General features: G+C 58.4%; 11 protein-coding genes and 2 tRNA genes. 1 reads left to right on the plus strand and 12 read right to left on the minus strand.

All coding sequences use genetic code 11. The features are described from left to right. Positions 1–508: 508 nt before the first annotated feature. From DXD49_RS07060 to DXD49_RS07105, 10 genes are all read right to left on the minus strand, one after another. Positions 509–584, minus strand: a tRNA-Lys gene (locus tag DXD49_RS07060). A 28-nt stretch (positions 585–612) separates the two neighbouring features. Continuing rightward, complete coding sequence (locus DXD49_RS07065; RefSeq protein ID WP_117794609.1) at positions 613–1,893, minus strand: aminopeptidase; 1,281 nt, start codon at positions 1,891–1,893, stop codon at positions 613–615. Positions 1,894–1,982: 89 nt separating this feature from the next. After that, positions 1,983–2,558, minus strand: a complete 576-nt coding sequence (locus DXD49_RS07070) for a hypothetical protein (protein WP_117734833.1) — start codon at positions 2,556–2,558, stop codon at positions 1,983–1,985. After that, positions 2,559–3,437 (minus strand): phosphoribosylaminoimidazolesuccinocarboxamide synthase, encoded by an 879-nt coding sequence (locus tag DXD49_RS07075; protein ID WP_117734832.1) that lies wholly within the window; start codon positions 3,435–3,437, stop codon positions 2,559–2,561. Positions 3,438–3,555: 118 nt separating this feature from the next. Further along, entirely contained in the window at positions 3,556–5,121 is a 1,566-nt protein-coding gene (locus DXD49_RS07080; protein WP_117734831.1) for a cell wall metabolism sensor histidine kinase WalK, read from the minus strand. A gap of 11 nt (positions 5,122–5,132) precedes the next feature. Further along, positions 5,133–5,855 (minus strand): response regulator transcription factor, encoded by a 723-nt coding sequence (locus DXD49_RS07085; RefSeq protein WP_117734830.1) that lies wholly within the window; start codon positions 5,853–5,855, stop codon positions 5,133–5,135. Between the two features lie 152 nt (positions 5,856–6,007). Continuing rightward, positions 6,008–7,219, minus strand: a complete 1,212-nt coding sequence (locus tag DXD49_RS07090) for a twin-arginine translocation signal domain-containing protein (RefSeq protein ID WP_117794610.1) — start codon at positions 7,217–7,219, stop codon at positions 6,008–6,010. After that, positions 7,219–7,482, minus strand: a complete 264-nt coding sequence (locus tag DXD49_RS07095; protein WP_117629999.1) for a TIGR03905 family TSCPD domain-containing protein — start codon at positions 7,480–7,482, stop codon at positions 7,219–7,221. The genes DXD49_RS07090 and DXD49_RS07095 overlap by 1 nt, the downstream gene beginning before the upstream one ends. Before the next feature lie 128 nt (positions 7,483–7,610). Then, entirely contained in the window at positions 7,611–8,957 is a 1,347-nt protein-coding gene (gene purB, locus DXD49_RS07100; protein WP_055251306.1) for an adenylosuccinate lyase, read from the minus strand. 555 nt (positions 8,958–9,512) lie between these two features. Further along, a tRNA-Gly gene (locus DXD49_RS07105) sits at positions 9,513–9,587 on the minus strand. Between the two features lie 297 nt (positions 9,588–9,884). Between DXD49_RS07105 and DXD49_RS07110 the strand changes: the two genes are divergently transcribed. Next, positions 9,885–13,316 carry a SpaA isopeptide-forming pilin-related protein gene (locus DXD49_RS07110; RefSeq protein ID WP_117794611.1) on the plus strand — a complete coding sequence of 1,144 codons (3,432 nt, stop codon included), beginning with the start codon at positions 9,885–9,887 and terminating at the stop codon, positions 13,314–13,316. 66 nt (positions 13,317–13,382) lie between these two features. Here the strand turns inward: DXD49_RS07110 and DXD49_RS07115 are convergent, their stop codons facing one another. Beyond that, on the minus strand, positions 13,383–13,601 hold the full coding sequence (locus DXD49_RS07115; protein WP_117743380.1) for a hypothetical protein: 219 nt from the start codon (positions 13,599–13,601) through the stop codon (positions 13,383–13,385). 21 nt (positions 13,602–13,622) lie between these two features. Then, the gene (locus tag DXD49_RS07120) at positions 13,623–16,820 is read right to left on the minus strand and encodes a hypothetical protein (RefSeq protein ID WP_117763247.1); all 3,198 of its coding nucleotides are present in this window, start codon (positions 16,818–16,820) and stop codon (positions 13,623–13,625) included. Positions 16,821–16,982 lie beyond the last annotated feature (162 nt).

Consider the following 16,982-nt stretch of genomic DNA (forward strand, 5'->3'; position numbering starts at 1 on the left):
AGATATATTGCCAGACCGGAGGGGCCCCGGGGGCGGGAATCACGCACTCCATATTTTGTTCACAAATAAATAGATCCCTCAGTCGCGTCACTGAGGTTAAAACTGAAGCATTGGCTTCTGATATTGGCGATGACCAGCTGTTTTACGAGTATTGAGACATCGGTCATCTCTGGAGCGCTACTTTACTCCAAAGGCATCAGCTATTTGTTTCTCATCGGTAAAAGGCGGGTTTTGTTCGCCAAGCGTTCTTATATATAGATAGATACGGGTTCTAACCCATGAAAGGGCGAAAAAAAGACGGCCAACCGAAGTTGACCGTCTCAACAATCTTTGGTGGGCCGTCAGGGGTTCAGCCTGCTTCGCAGGCGGCCGCTGCGGCGCTTTCTCGCCTCGCGCGCTGCGCTGGCAAACGCTCTCGCGTTTACTCAGCTCCGCGCCCCGACGGGTTCGAACCCGTGTACCGGCAACAAAAAAGCGGCCGGCATCCGCCAGTCGCTTTTCTTTTCTATGGTGGGCCGTCAGGGGTTCGAACCCTGGACCTTGGGATTAAAAGTCCCCTGCTCTGCCAGCTGAGCTAACGGCCCGCGGGTGGCATTGTACCACGGTCTGGGTCTATTCCCAACTCCATTGGCCGTTCTGGAAAATCACAACTTCACGTCCATCAGGCGTAATGCCCGTAATATCGATGTCGTCCGTGCCGATCATAAAGTCAACATGCGTGCTCGAGACGTTAACGCCATGCTCCAGGAGCTCCTCCTTGGACATGTCATACCCGCCCTCGATGCACTCGGGGAAGCCGACACCCAGCGCAAGGTGGCAGCTGGCGTTCTCGTCATAGAGCGTATCGTAGAACAGAACGCCACTTTCGCGGATCGGCGTGTTCTTGGAAATGAGCGCGACCTCTCCCAGATGAGCAGCGCCCTCATCGGTATCGATGATGCTCGCAAGCGTCGCCTTGCCCACGCGGGCGTCGTAGTCCACCACACGGCCGCCCTCGAACTTAATCCAAAAATCGTCGACCTTGTTACCGTGGTGGATGAGCGGCATGGCCGAGTACACGATACCGTCGGCACGCATGCGATCGGGCGAAGTGAAGACCTCCTCGGTGGGAATGTTGGGGAAGAAGGGATGTCCATCGGGCGTCTTGCCCTTGCCGCCGGCCCACTCGTGACCTTTCGTCATGCCAATCGTCAGATCGGTTCCGTTCGAAGCGGTGTAGTGCAGGCAATCAAATTGATTATCGTTTAGGAAACGCAGGTTCTTTTCGAATGCGGCGTCATGGAGTTCCCAGTCGCTCTCCGGGTCCTGGCCATCGGCGCGAGCGGTGTGCAGAATCGCATTCCACAGCTTATAGATTGCAACCTCATCGGCGTCTCCCGGGAACACCTCGTGCGCCCAAGCCACGACCGGAGCGCCGGCGATGCACCACGAATTGATGTTGTAATCCAGCCCACGGCGGAAAACTTTGCACTGCGTATTCCTCGCCTTGGATGCCGCGGCCGGCTTAGCTGGATCGATGCCCTTGAGGGCTGCGGGATCCGCACCCTCGATAAAGATAAAGCAGGCACCGTCCTGGGCCAGGGAATCCAGCTGCAGGCGCTTCCACTCGGGCGTCTGCTCAAAATAGCTTTTATCGACATGCTCGTACGTGAGCCTCGTCACGGCATCATCGGCCCAAATGACCGTCACATGGCCGGCGCCGGCAGCATAGGCCTCCGCGACCACCACGCGCGCAAACGGCGCGCACTCGACCGGAGACTGAACGACGACTTCCTGGCCGGGCTTGACGTTTACGCCCTTGCAGACAACCAGGCGAGCGTAGTTTTTAATCTTGGGCTCCAGGGCCTTCATGCCCTCCAGAGCTTCTTCAACCGTCAGGGCAGCTCGAATCATGCGCCACTCCATCTATCTATAGGACAGTAAAAAGGCGCGCCGCAAAAACGACGCGCCTTATATCTTAGCGATAAGTATGAATGCAAACGCTATTTCTTCTTGGAGTCCTTTTTGTCCTCCTCGGCAGCCGCGCGCTCGATAAGGGCGTTGAGCTTGTTCTCGGACATGCCCTCGGCCTGCGTGCGGTACATGTTGCGCAGGGGACGAATACGAATGAAATCGTAGATAAAGTCACCCAGAATGATGACATAGGACAAAACGATGCCGACCATCTGGACGGGGCTGGACACCATGCCAGCGGGAGCGAAGTACAGCGAAGCCCAAATGGCCACGACGAGCACCATACCGATGGCGAGCACGGCCCACCAGATGCGACGGCGCTTGGTGTAGTCCTCATCCTGCTTGAGGAGGATATTCGACACCGTATAGATGCGGTCCTCCTTGGCGCGCTGCTTAGCCTTGCGGGCGCGCTTCTCCTCTTTAGAGAGGCCCTCGAGGTTCTCACCCTTCTCGAGCTCTTTGCGGCGTGCCTTAGACGAAGCCGGCACGACGCGAACGGAGCTCGCTGCTTGGCGGGCGGGCTTAGCAGATGCGGCAGACTTGCGCGCAACCCCGGTAACCTCGTGGGATTGCGTGCGCTTGTTCGTGGCGCTGCGGGTACTCACTTACGCGTTCTCCTTCATGCTTGTGAACTGGGAGCCCGTGATGATCTGGAAGGCCTCGCGATAGCGCTCAGACGTGCCATCGATGACCTCGGCGGGCAGGTGCGGGGTCTCCCCCGTCATATCCCAGTTGGCCTTGAGCCAATTGCGGACGAATTGCTTGTCGTAGCTAGGCTGGATCTTGCCCTCCTCGTAGCTGGCAGCAGGCCAGAAACGGCTGGAGTCGGGCGTGAGGCACTCGTCGATCAGCGTGACCTTGCCATCTATGACGCCAAACTCAAACTTAGTGTCGGCAATGATGATGCCACGGGTCGCGGCGTACTCAGCAGCGGCCTTGTAGATCTTGAGAGACAGGTCACGAATCTGCGTGGCGATGTCCTCGCCCACGATCTCGCAGCAACGCTCGAACGAGATGTTCTCGTCGTGGTCACCGATCTCGGCCTTCGTGGACGGCGTGAACAGCGGCTCGGGAAGCTTGGAAGCCTCGATCAGGCCCTCAGGCAGCTGGATGCCGCAGACGGTGCCGTTCTCGTCGTAGGTCTTCTTGCCCGAACCGGTCAGATAGCCGCGGACGATGCACTCGATAGGAATCGTCTGGGCCTTCTTAACCAGCATGGCGCGGCCAGCGAGGTAGTCACGATACTCAGCAAACTCCTCGGGGAAATCCGCCGGGTCGATGGAGACGAGATGGTTGGGGACGATATCGGCAAACTTGTCGAACCAGAACGCCGAGATGCGATTGAGCACCTCTCCCTTAAACGGAATCTCGTCGGGAAGAATGAAGTCGAACGCAGAAATGCGGTCGGTGGCGACCATCAGCAGGTTTTCACCGGCATCGTAGATATCACGAACCTTGCCACGGGAATCCGGACGACGCTCCATCGTTGTCACGTGAGTCACTCCTTACCTAAATACGACAGAAATGCGGGTTCTTTCCCACACGTTTTCGCAAACTCGGAGCGGCAGGGACGCGGCCCCTCCTTCACCGAATAGCGAAAAGCTAGTGCTCCATTGTAGTAGATGCCGCGTCCGCCGTGTGCTCGCGGGGCAGATGAATTGTAAAAGTCGTACCCTTTCCAAGCTCCGACTCCACGGATATGTAGCCATGGTGACGCTCGACGATCTGCTTGGTCACGGCGAGGCCAACGCCCAGGCCGCCAGCTTCGCGGGCGCGGCTGGCATCGGCGCGCCAAAAACGGCCGAAGATGCGCGACAGATCGTCCTTGGCAATGCCGATACCGGTATCCGAAACGGCAATACTGACATGCTTGCGGTCACTGAGCACCGACACCACGACCCAACCGCCCTCGGGGGTGTAGCGCATGGCGTTGCTCATGAGGTTGATGACGCATTGCGTGATCATATCGGGGTCGGCCTCGACGACATCATCGTGACCTTGGGTCTCGTCTGCAAAGCGCAAGCGCAGATCGCGGTCGACAAACAGGCGCTCCTGAGCGTTGACGATGGAGCGCACGAAGGGGACCATGTCCACCTGCTCAAGGTTGAGCGGCGCCGTGCTGTTTTCCATGCGCGACAGGTCGAGCATCTGCTGCACCAGACGGGCAAGTCGACGCGTCTCGGAAGCAACGGTTTCCAAATGCTCATCATCGGTGGGATACACGCCGTCCTGCATGGCCTCGACCGTTGCAAGCATGGCCATAAGCGGTGTGCGAAGCTCGTGCGCGACATCCGAGGTCAGGCGCTTTTCGTGCTTCATATCCTTCTCGAGCGAGGTGGCCATCTCGTCAAAGGTCTCACCAAGCTGATCGATTTCGTCATCGCCGCGCAAGCCCGTGCGAGCGGATAGATCGCCATCGCGAATTTGCTTGGCCGTGCTGGTAATACGATGAATCGGCTTGGTGAGCATGCGCGACATGAGCGATCCGATAACGACCGAGATGCAGACTGCCACAACCGCGGCAAGGGCCATGGCGTTAAAGGTCTTCTCTCTAAACGCAGAATCTGCCTTGGTGAGCAGGGCGTCGGAGCCGATGGCCCATAGCTTTACCTGTCCGACATGCTCGCCGGAAGACGTTATGATTTCGACGTTGGCAACACTATCGGAGTCGGTGGGCGCCGACGAAACCGGGCTATGCGAGGCCTTTTTACCGCTCGAGCTGCTCGACGCCGATTCGCTCTCGCGCACATCGGCGGTCGCACTTGCCGAAGGCCATGAGTCGTCATAAACGATCACGCCCTTTTTGTTGACGACCTGCATGCCCAGATCGTCGGACACCAAACTCGATGTCGCGACCGTGCGCAGCTCGCCCGCCGTCCAATTGCCGTTTTCCTCGTACGACGTCGCAAGCTTTTCGGCGGCAGAATTGGCGATCTCAACGATATTGGAACGCGTGTAATCCGAAAAGACGGTGCCCCATACAACGGAGACAACGCCCACCAGCACCAATACCGTCATGAGCGACGTCAGGGCAAAAGCCAGGGCCATACGCGAGGGATAGCTCATCGTTGGCCGTGAATCGGAACGAGGCGTGTTCCAACTTGCTTTGGAACCCGCCTCGTTCTCCTGCTTGTGCTTTTGTCCGATTTCAAAGCGCGCAGGTGTCATATGTGATTTCCCTATTTCTCGTCCGCCTTATCGGTCTTGGCCGGGGCCTCGAAGCGATAGCCAACACCGTGGACGGTGTAGAGCCACTTAGGCTTCTTGGGGTCGTCGCCCAGCTTGGCGCGAAGGTTCTTCACGTGGCTGTCGATGGTGCGCTCATAGCCCTCAAAGTCGTAGCCGAGAACCTTCTCAACCAGCTCCATACGGTTGTAGACACGACCGGGATGACGAGCAAGCGTGGTGAGCAGCTTAAACTCGGAAGCGGTCAGGTCCACTTCCTTGTTCTCGACCAAAATCTTGTGGCCCGAGATATCGATGACCAGATCGCCGAAGTCGAGTACCTCGACGGCGGGCTCGTCGGCCTGATGGGCACGGCGGAACAGAGCGCGAACGCGCGCAACAAGCTCGCGCGGCGAGAACGGCTTGATCAGATAGTCGTCGGCTCCGAGCTCGAGGCCGATAATACGGTCCTCGATCTCGCCCTTGGCGGTAAGCATGATAATAGGCACATCCGAGGTGTCGCGAATGGTGCGGCAAACGCGCTCGCCGGGAATCTTAGGGAGCATGAGGTCGAGCACGACCAGGTCGAACTGATGCTTCTCGAACTCCTCGATAGCAGACTGGCCGTCGCCCACGCCCACAACCCAATAGCCCTCGCGCTCGAGATAGGCAGCGACAGCGTCACGGATTGCCTTCTCATCCTCGACCAGCAGAATCTTTTTTGCATCTGAAGCCATAACACGGCCCCCCTGTCTCAATTAGCTAAGAACAAGCCCATTTTAACGCACCTATGCCCACCGAGCACCGCTGCAGTGCGGCGGCTCGGCGGGCGGTACTCACAATTACAACGCGTTTATTCCCCCGTTGGCGCCTTTTTAACCCCTCGGTACTAAAGAGAGAATAGGCGGGCAGTGACCGTCTCGGGGATTCCCTGGCTGTTGCGTACCGTGGCATAGGTCAAAAACGTATTCGATTTACCCGCCGTAGCTGGATAATCGCCATATTCAAGGGCGCGGTCGGGCGACAGCAGCGAGCCATAGGTTTTGGCGGAGGTATCGATCAGAAAATGCGATGCCTGAACCTTAACCAGATATTTGTTCTTCCTGCCGGCAGCACATGCAAGCGGCTCACGCGACAGGAATAGGAAGGTCCCGTTCTCGTTGCCAATATAGGTGCCCATGTTTCCAAGACTTCCCACGCCGTTATAGGTCGCCTCGATGGAGAACACAAATGTGTCACCCATATATACGGCCTCAAAGGGAGACACCGAGGAGGGAAGGACCAGCTGAGCCCTTTTGGTATTGTTGCCGTCCGTCAGGTCAATCGCCGTCATGCCGTAGTAGACACCCTCGTCATTGCGCACGCGCGGGGATATGGTCAAGATACCGCCACTCACGCGCGGGGCAGATGCAAAGCGACCCGTTGACTTCCAAATGGTCTCGACCTTTGCCTCATCGAGCGAACGGCGGTAGCAATACGAATCGCTACTCGTCTTATTTCCGCCCGTTGAGGGCATCTTGTACCAAATGACAGACGATTCGAACGCCGTAAACATCGGCGGATCGTAGTCCTTGCCGCCTCGGTCGAGCTCAACCACATCGCCGACAAGCGACGCGCCTGCCATACTTTGCGCATAGAGCTTCCATGACGAGTTCGCAAAGTTCATCTCGACCCAAGCAAACACGCCATCGCCGGCGCGGACATCGTAAAACGAATATCCCGTACCTTCGACGGGATCCTCGATAAGCGTCGTGAGCGAGCCATCGCCCAGGTTGAGCACACCAAGCGTATTGGCATGCAGGGCAGAAGCAGGCGCCATCATCGCGGCAGCGTAGTCACCATCGCAGTAGTACAGTAGCGTGCCCAGCGGCAGCGTCCACGAGGCCGCAGGCTCAAGATCGATATCAACAGCTTCGTACTCATCCGTAATCGAGACAATCTTTGAGTCGTCTTTGATAACCTGTGGCTCGCCGGCAGCGTCGTCGCTGGTACCCGTTTTCTTTGAGCATCCGGCAAGCACCGTGGCAGCGCCCGCGGCAGCCCCTCCGAGCACAAAGCCGCGGCGCGATATTCCGTTCTTGATCTGGTCGGCGATACTCATTAGGCGATCTCGGCGCGAGCGGCCTCGATAGCGCGCGTGAGCTGATCGGCGCAAGAAGTCTTCTTCATACCGCAGGTATTACCAGCGAGAACCTCGATGACGCGATCGGCAGGAGCGCCCTCGACCAGCTTGGAGATAGCCTTGAGATTGCCGTTGCAGCCACCGGTAAACTCGACGCCCACCACCTTGTTGCCGTCATCGGACAGGTCAAGGTGAATATTGCGAGCACACACGCCCTGAGGCTTGTAATCAAACGAAATCATGCGATCCTCTCTCAGAATGTTATTCGAGACGACTATTATCCCCGTCTTTCCCTAAATGCAACGAGGCGCTTTGCCGGCAACACACATTACCAGCAAAGCGCCCTAAAAAGCTAACGTTATGCCCGAACCTACTCGAAGCTCAGCTGCTCCAGGCGATCGAAGACCGTGTCGATACGGGTGAGGAAGTCCCACGGATCAAAGATCTCGTCGAGCTTCTCCTGGCTGACGGTGCAGCGCGGGTCGGCCTCGAGACGCTCCTTAAAGGTGGGACCGGAGACGCAATCCTGCACCTCGTGCCAGGTAGCCATGGCGTTTTCCTGCACGATGGCATAGGCATCCTCGCGGGTGATGCCCGTATCGACGAGGGCCAGCAGGACCTTGGAGGAGAAGATGAGGCCGCGAGTCTTGTTGAGGTTGGCCATCATGCGAGCCGGATACAGCTGCAGGCCGTCGATAACGCGGATAAGGCACTGGAACATGTGGTCGAGTGCGATAAAGCTATCGGCCTGGGCGACGCGCTCGGCAGAGGAGTGCGAAATGTCGCGCTCATGCCACAGGGCGACATTGTCGAAGGCAACCTGGGCATTGGACTTCACGACGCGCGACAGGCCACAGACCTTCTCCATGGTGATGGGGTTGCGCTTGTGCGGCATGGCGGAGCTGCCCTTTTGGCCCTTGCGGAAAGGCTCCTCGGCCTCGAGCGTATCGGTCTTCTGCAGGTTGCGGACCTCGGTAGCAATGCGCTCGCAGGTGGCCGCTGTAGTGGCAAGGACGCCGGCCAGGTAGGCATGATGGTCGCGGCTGATGACCTGCGTGGACAGCGGATCGTGAACCAGACCCAGGTGCTCGCAGACATATTCCTCGACAAACGGCTCGATGGAGCTATAGGTACCGACGGCACCCGAGATAGCGCCAAAGGCAACGTTCTTGCGGGCGTCCTCAAGACGATCCAGATCGCGCTTGAGCTCCCATGCCCAAGAGCCAAACTTCATACCGAAGGTCATCGGCTCGGCATGGATGCCATGGGTGCGACCGGCACAGAGCGTGTTGCGCTCCTCGAAGGCGCGGCGCTTGCAAATCTCGCCGAGTTTTTTGACGTCCTCGATAATCAGGTCACAGGCCTGGGTGAGCTGGTAGCACAGAGCCGTATCGCCCAGGTCGGAGCTGGTCATGCCATAGTGAACCCAGCGGCTGGGCTTGGGGTCGCCCTCGGGGACATCGGCGTCGATGTACTCCTTCATGTTGGTCAGGAAAGCAATAACGTCGTGGCGCGTGACTTCCTCGATCTCGTCGACCTTTGCCTTCTCAAAGTTGGCGTGGTCGCGGATCCACTGGGCTTCGTCTTTAGAAATGCCGATCTTGCCGAGCTCCGCCTGGGCCTCACAGGCCAGGACCTCGATCTCCTGCCAAATGGCGTACTTATTCTCGAGGGAGAAGATGTGTCCCATCTCCGGGCGGGTATAGCGATCGATCATAGCGGCTCCTTTTTGGTTATTGGCACGTTGGTCGTAACCCAACCATTGTACCGTGCGCGGGTGCGAGTATGGACAGTAGGCATGAACCTAACATTTTGGAATTGGAGCGGGCAACGGGACGTCCGCGCGCCCGCGTCGCGGACGCGCACCGGCTGTGGGCGATCTCCTCGGATTCACGGAGACGATGGGGAGGCTTTGTTGAATTGGCCGTCCCGAGGTCTCCCACGCTCGATGGAGCGGGCAACGGGACGTCCGCGTATTTGCTTCGCAAATCCGCACCGGCTGCGGTCGGCATGCTCCGGTCCACGGAACCGCTGAAGGAGACCCGGTCGAGCCGTGTGTCCCAGCGTCTCCCTTTGCTGGGGGAGCGGGCAACGGGACGTCCGCGTATTTGCTTCGCAAATCCGCACCGGCTTCAGGCGCCTGCCGGCGCCTTCGCCTGCTCGCTACAAACGCTTCGCGTTTGCTTTACGCTCGCACCCTGTCGGGTTCGAGTCCCGGCACTTTATTGAAAAAAGCACGGCACCGTGATGGTGCCGTGCTTGTGCTCTTAACTGGAGCGGGCAACGGGACTCGAACCCGCGAGTGTCAGCTTGGGAAGCTGATGCCTTACCACTTGGCGATGCCCGCTTGTGTGTTGGCTAGTATAACGCGGTTGTCTTGTTCGATACAAGGGTGGCGATGCTTGTTTTAGCTGTGGAGATTCGTTTGAATATCACATCAATTGTGGAGACGAGGACCTTTGACCTCCTGTTCTCCCTATCTTCTACCTGCGCTTTTGTCTGATTGTTGTATTTGAGCTCAATTTGTCAGGAATTGGGCAAGCTTTTGGTCAGGCTCCGGTACTTACCCGCATGAACCTCGGCTGTAGCCTCATCCTACGCGCCGCAGCCTCCCCGTGCGGCGCACGAGGGATAAGGAGCAGCCATGTCCAACGCACCCACGCACTCTGTCCACAGCGCAATCGCAACAGGTCCGCTGCTCCTACTCCTCTTCCTGCTTTTCGGCTGCCTGGCACCGGGAGCCGCATTTGCCGTCGATGGCTACGATCAGCTCGGCTTCCGCACCATTAGCGATGATTGTGGACCCTTCTTCATCGGCAAATATGAAGCTCAGGACGCCTCGATTGCCTACTGCATGAACCAGGAACGCCCCGGGCCCACCAAGCCGGGCGGCCCATGGCTCAACTTTGATCAAGGCTGGGTGTGGCTCGACGACGAGTTCGCGGCAATCGTTTGTCACGGATATCCTACCGCCACGTCGTTTGGCGGTTATCATCTTTCACCAGATCGCGCCCGCGCCGCCACCCAGCTTGCCGTATGGATGCTCAACGGCACTACCCATGTCGACGGCACCTACTCCTACACGACCGCTCAGGGCAAAACCAAGAGTGGGCACTTTACCGCCGACAATGAAGTCGTGGCGGCTGCGCGGTGGCTCCACGACAACGCAAAATCAGGAAGCATCAAAGCCGCTCCACACCGCGCGCGGCGCTATTTAGGAACCGTATCGGGCGGCAGCAAACGTCAAGACATGCTCTATGTACTGCCGGCGGTCTCTGTTTCCTTCCAAAAGCAGTCTGCGAACACCGTTATTACCAGCGGAAACAATACCTATCAGTTTGACGGGGCAACATTCGATGTTTTTGAGAGCGCCAGCGACGCACGTGTCGGCACCATCCAGATGGACGGCAACGGTCGAGCGCAGGCAGCACTTCTGCCCAATACGGCATACTACCTAGTTGAAACGAAGGCGCCGGCCGGCTATGTCCCCCGTCGTGATCGCATCGCCTTTACCACGGGGAATGACGGTGGACAGGTCACCATTGATGAACAGCCCGGCACCATCAACCTGTGTATCGTAAAACTCGATGCCGCGACGAATGCCGGCCCCCAGGTGGGATCTTCACTCGCAGGAGCAGAGTTCACGTGTGTGTCGCAATCAACCCCCGGATGGGCGCAAATCCTCACGACCGACGAAAGCGGTCGAGCCACCCTCACCGATGTCCCCCTAGGAACCTTTACCATCTATGAATCAAAAGCCCCCGAGGGCTACCTGCCATCCAACGACAGCTGGTCCTATACCGTTGGAGCCGACCAGCTCGGTGATTCAGGCGTGGTCGAGATCGAATCGCGCGTTTCCGATATCCCCATTGCGTTTGACCTTGAGATTTCCAAATTCAAGGACTACGGCAATAGCGACCAATCCGGCCTGGAGCAGCCGGCGGGAGGTGTTGTCTTTGAGGTTGTCAGCAACAGCTCTCAGCAGGTTGTTGGCACACTGACCACAAACATCTATGGCTTTGCCTCAACCAAAGATCAGTCAGAAGCATGGTTTGGCGCAGGCAAGCGACCCGCCGGTGTCCACGGAGCCATCCCATACGACCGCGCCGGCTACACGGTTCGCGAGGTTCCGGAAACCGTCCCCGAGGGTTTTAAACGGGCAGGGGAATGGACCGTCGGGGCCAATCAGATTTCCGACGGCGCCGAGCTTCAATATATCGTGGACAACCACGCTCTGTCGACGCATCTCCAAATTGTAAAACGCGATGCCCAAGCAGGCGCTTCTGTTCCACTAGCCGGATTCACCTTCCAACTACTCGACAGCAATCACGAACCTGTCTCACAAACTTGCTGGTATCCAGCACATAACGTAATGGACACCTTTACGACTGACGCGACCGGAACCATCACACTGCCCGAATCGCTCGTGCCGGGCACCTATTATGTACGCGAAACCTCGGCCAAAGAGCCCTATCTCGTCGGCAAAGAGATCGAGGTAAGCATACCCGCCGACATGAACCTAACGCCCGTTGCAATCGTCTCGTATTATGACCACGCCGCGACCGGAAACATCAGGATCGTTAAAACCGATGCCGTAGACGGCAGCAGCCTCGCGGGCGCCATCTTTGAGATCCGCGCCTCGGGTGATATCGTGCGCCCCGACGGTAGCATTGCCGCGCTCGACGGTGAGACTGTCGCTACTGTCATGACGGATGAAGCTGGAGAAGCACGCGCGGACGACCTCCCGCTGGGATCTGGTACCGCGCGCTACGAGGTTGTCGAGACTCAAGCGCCGGCAGGCTTCTTACTCGATCGGACATCCCATATTGTCGACCTTACTTATGCCGACCAGAAAACACCCGTTGTGGAGGCACGGCTTAACGTATCCAACGATTACACCAAGGTTGATATCTCCAAGGTCGATGCAAGTGGTGAGCAGGAAGTGGAAGGTGCACAGCTCACCTTATATGGTCCCGATAAAACCGAAATAGACTCCTGGACCTCATCCGACAAGCCGCACCGCGTCGAACATCTTGCACCCGGCACCTACTCGTTGCGCGAAATGATGTCTCCGCGGACCTATGACCTTGCCGAGGAGATAACGTTTGAAATAAAGGATACGGGAGAAGTCCAATCCGTCGCGATGAAGGATGCGCCCATCGAGATCAAAGGACAGGTCGACAAGCGTCAGGAGATTGTCCAACCTATCGGGAAGGGTCTGCTGGCCAACGGCGATGGTAAAAATCGCGCCGCAACGCAAACCAATACGGACGGACTTTTCTCCTATACCATCGACGCTCGAAACGATTCAGCTACCTGGGTTGATGAATTAACGATTACCGATGATCTTGAGTGTGCCGAGGACGATACGGCGAGATTCGTCTCAATCGAAACTCCCGTCGCCATCGGCGACCTCAACGGTCTGTGCAACGTGTGGTATCGCACGACGCCGTTGGACTCGACAGACGTCGATGAGACGGCAAACGCGACACTTGACGATGGGCACGAAAATCCTTGGCTTAAGTCCGACGAGGTAAAGGAGAGCCTTGGTGAGGACTGCCGCCTCGTCGATTACGACGGCTGGCACCTCTGGAAGGCGGATGTCTCGACCACAGAATCCACCACACTCGAGGCGAAAGAACTCGACCTTGCATCCAATACCATCGTAACGGGCATTCGCATTGAATACGGTGCGGTAGCCGCCGACTTTACGACTCGAAGCGATACAGATTCCTGGACCCATGATGATCTCAAAGATGAGCACGACGACCTTGACGATGCCAAAGTAATCCTTGGCACAGACGCTCGGAGCGCAGTCGTGCACATGCAGGCAACGTCGGCTTATACGCCCCAAACCGCACTCACCAACAGCGCGCGCGTCGATCTTTGCCGCAACGGCGGCGGCGATAAACTTGAGTCACATGACGAGGACCGCGTCATTCAACGCTGTACCCTACCGCAGGACCTACCGGCAACAGGATCAGTTCCCATCGCCGCTTGCATCACTGCGCTCCTGACCTCGGGTGCCGCAGCCATATGGTTCGCTCGCCTTAGGTCGATCCCAAAGAAGCGCTAGCGCGATAAAAAAGCGGGCGCGCCAGTCCCCCGGCTCGCCCGCTTTCAATCATTTAAATCGCCGTATCTACCCTGCAGACGAAGATCCACCATCAACGATTGCCTGCTCGGACTCAGGAATCCCATCGGCACCCGTGCTCTGTTCTTGCTCCACCTCTTCGCTGATTGCGGAGGCGGGGGTCGAGCCCTTCGCACCCACGATGTAGGCAGCCCCAAATCCTAACGCAATGGCGATCAAGGTCAAAATCACGTAGACAGGCCAATGGCGCTTAATATACGAAAACACGTTGACTCCTTAGAGCTCCGTCTACGAACGGCGGATAACCTCGGTCACGACCTCGGATACCGTGGCAATGTTCGTCGGGTTGACATTGTGGGGCAGGTCGTCCTCGGTACGAGCGCAAGCCAGGCGCGTGCCGTCCACGCCGGCGATGGTGAGGGCTCGGCGGCTCGCCTCGAGCGCGGCGTAGGCATCGGTCTTGGCATAGGGCATCTCGAGCGCGCCACAATCGACATGGAACGACTTGCACACCTTGCTGACCAGGTTCATGATGCGGCGATCGCCCTTGAGCAGCTGCTGTTCGCCCTCAATCGTCACCACCGAAAGCCTACCGGCGCCGACGGATTCAAGATTGATGAAGAATACACCGCGGAGCTTATCGCGATGCGAAGCCAAGAAGGCCTTCATACCGGCGCCATCACAATCCGAGGCGCCCGTTGCCACAAACCAGATATCGTGACCGAGCAGCTCATCATCGCCCATAGAGGCGACAGCCGAGAGCATATCTTCAGAAGAAGCGCCGTCGGAAGACGTAGCGCCGCCCTTCCAGCCATCGTTATCGTCCTCGAAATTATCCCACGAACCGATGCCGCGACCGGACTTCTTGGCATCGTAATCGTCTTCGACGCCCAGCCAATCACTCATGCTGTCCTGTTCGTTTTTCTTTTTACGACCGAACAGGCCGCCCAGGCCGCGCTTGCGAGACTTGGGTGCCGCCGGGGCGGGAGCCGAAATGGTCTCGATCGGCTGAGCGCCCGACGCAACGGGCATAGGAGGCGCAACGGGTGCCGATGTGGGTTCGGGACCCTGAGCGGTAGCAAAGGGGTCGTTGGCCTGTGCGGAGGGGTCGGGAAGGTCGAACAGCGACGTGCGAGACGCAACGTTTGCCTGCTTCATCGACGGCAGCGACGGATCGGGGACCGAAGCCAACGGAGACGAGGAAGGTGCAGGCGACGGAGCCGACGCCGGATCAGGAACATTCATCTGCGGACGCGGCGATGCCTGGGAGGAAATCTGGGCCATAAGGGAATCGACCGTTTCGTCCTGGGTGGGAGCAACATCGGCAACCGTGGCACCGGAACCACTCGGGGTCGGCATGGTGAAAATCTGCGTGGAGTAAGGCCTCGACTCATCTATCTCGGGAGCCTCGGAAACCGCAGGCACTTCTTCCTGCTCGACCTCGGTCGAATCATCTTGCTCGGCTGTCGCGTATTGCTCTTCGTCAGAGTTGGCCTCGACGGGCTCGTCCTCGGCGGCATCTTGGATTTCGGCAGCATCAATAGGCTCGTCATCGTCTGCCGCATCGCCCTGCTCATCGGAAACAGGAAGGGGCTCGGCAATCGCGGTGCCTTGCTTTTCAAACGTTATCGTGGAATCGAACTGCGCGGCATCAAACGACATGGTGCTATCGACGTGCTGTTGAGCCTCGAAAGACGTTGTCGCCTCAACAATATCCGCGGACGTCGGCTGCTGGGACTCAAAGGACGTTGTAGCTTCGGCGGCATCGACGGGCACGGACTGCATAGCCTCGTTCTGCTCGAACTCTTGCGCCGCGAGCTCACGTGCCGCCTCGGCTGCCTGCTGCTGAGCGATAGCCTCCTGCTCGGCAGCCTCGCGTGCGGCAGCGCGCTTCTCCTCGAAATCGTCGACAAATTTCTTGCCCTTTGCAAGCGCACTCTTAAAGAAGTTGGAAGCGCTGGCGCCAATCGAAGAGAACGCGGATGCGATATCGGCATGGGGCGTTGCCGCGGGAATCTCGGCTGAGAAATCAGTATCGCTCTCGTAAGACACGAGCCTCGGCTGTTCAACGTAATCGTCGTCAGACTCGTCCGCAACGTCTTGCGCCGGCGCGGCGGGAGCCAAAACGTCCAGTCCTGCAGCGGGATCGATCGCGGACACTGCCTCGGGCTCGGCAACGGCAGCGGCAACCGCGGCAGACTCATCATCCACGGTGGCAACGGGCGCAGGCGCAGTCACGACGGGGACAGGCTCGGACTCAAACGTCGGCTCCTCGCCCTCCTCGTAATCGAGCGTGCAGGACTCGGGAAGCATTCCGAGAGCACGGATGGCATCCGAACCAAAACGGATGTTGCCGGCGGCATTGCGATAGAGCTTGGGCTCGGGGTCGGGCGCGACAGGCTCCTCCGCCGGCTCGACAGCGGGAACCTCGTCATTGAACTCTTCGGCCTGGACAGCCTGATTCTGATCCTCGGGCACAATGGCGCCAATCAGCGTCTCGTCGGCAGACGCACCCTCAAAGCCCTCGATCTGCTCGTCGAAAGCCTCACCCTGTTCGGGCTCGGCCTGAGCGTCGGGAGCAATCGGCTGACCGAACTCGTCCTCGGCGTAGGTGGGCTCTTCATACTCGATGGTATTGCCGTAGTCGTTTTGCTGCTGGGCCGCGGCATACTCCGCCGCTGCGCGCGCCATTTCCTCGGCACGACGCTTTTGCTCCCCAAAATAGGTATCGAACGGAGCATCGTCGGGAAACTCGTTTTCGCCCTGGAAGGGAGCAACGTTGTCCATAACGCCGAGCATAGCGGCGACAGAAGACTTGTTGCACACCGCGCCGGACGTATAGGGAAGAATGTGGCGGTTAGAGATGATGTTTGCCGCGTTGGCAAGTGCAACGAGGGAAGCGAGGATCGCGACAATCCACAGCAGAACCTTGAGCGCGCCGGGGAGCGGCAGGATACGCAGGATGGCAACGGCAGCGGGGGCAACCGTGGCAACGGGCAACAACTTGGCGATGAGCGCACGATACGAAGCATAAGGCTCGCGGGCAAGCAACTCAGCGCGGGGAGAGTCGTAGTGTGCGACAACGACCACCGGGCGGTTGCGCGGAGACGCAAGCGGGCCCGAGGCCTTGTGGTAGGCGATGACATTTTGGCTCACGCCCGTCTTGCCCAGGCGCGAAACCACGGGGTGGCCCGTGCGCTCGAGCACGTAGAGCACGGCACCGACAATGGCCAGCAAGGTGCCGACCAAGCCGATACCGCCGCCGATGCCCATCAGCAGGGCGCCGGCAAACGCAAGAATACCGGTAACGGCAAATGCCAACCTACTGGGCGCCGGGGCATTGAACTCCTGAACCTCGGGATCAAAGCCGTGGTTGCGGAAGATCTGAGCGATATCCTCGGCAGCCAAGCGCTCTTCTTCACTGCATGCCGGCGTAATGCCGGTGTTCTGCAGCAGGTGGTTAATATAGTTCTGGGTGTTCGCCATGTGCGCTCCACATCCATAATCCGACAAATAGGCCCAATGCATGCACATTAGAACCGTATATAGTCGAAAGTATACCCCGAGCGAGCGCAAACGACCGAATTCGGGCCATCTTAACGCCCCGAGCGGACAAGGATATAGCCTAATCTCCATATCGGACTAAAA

The sequence above is a fragment of the Collinsella sp. TM05-38 genome (assembly GCF_003466445.1).
In the GTDB taxonomy this organism is placed as follows: Bacteria; Actinomycetota; Coriobacteriia; order Coriobacteriales; family Coriobacteriaceae; genus Collinsella.

Coding starts and splice junctions, on each gene's coding strand:
- DXD49_RS07065 (WP_117794609.1), bottom strand. CDS start 1,893: ATGATTCGAGCTGCCCTGACGGTTGAAGAAGCTCTGGAGGGCATGAAG.
- DXD49_RS07075 (WP_117734832.1), bottom strand. CDS start 3,437: ATGGAGCGTCGTCCGGATTCCCGTGGCAAGGTTCGTGATATCTACGAT.
- DXD49_RS07080 (WP_117734831.1), bottom strand. CDS start 5,121: ATGACACCTGCGCGCTTTGAAATCGGACAAAAGCACAAGCAGGAGAAC.
- DXD49_RS07085 (WP_117734830.1), bottom strand. CDS start 5,855: ATGGCTTCAGATGCAAAAAAGATTCTGCTGGTCGAGGATGAGAAGGCA.
- DXD49_RS07090 (WP_117794610.1), bottom strand. CDS start 7,219: ATGAGTATCGCCGACCAGATCAAGAACGGAATATCGCGCCGCGGCTTT.
- DXD49_RS07095 (WP_117629999.1), bottom strand. CDS start 7,482: ATGATTTCGTTTGATTACAAGCCTCAGGGCGTGTGTGCTCGCAATATT.
- purB (WP_055251306.1), bottom strand. CDS start 8,957: ATGATCGATCGCTATACCCGCCCGGAGATGGGACACATCTTCTCCCTC.
- DXD49_RS07110 (WP_117794611.1), top strand. CDS start 9,885: ATGTCCAACGCACCCACGCACTCTGTCCACAGCGCAATCGCAACAGGT.
- DXD49_RS07120 (WP_117763247.1), bottom strand. CDS start 16,820: ATGGCGAACACCCAGAACTATATTAACCACCTGCTGCAGAACACCGGC.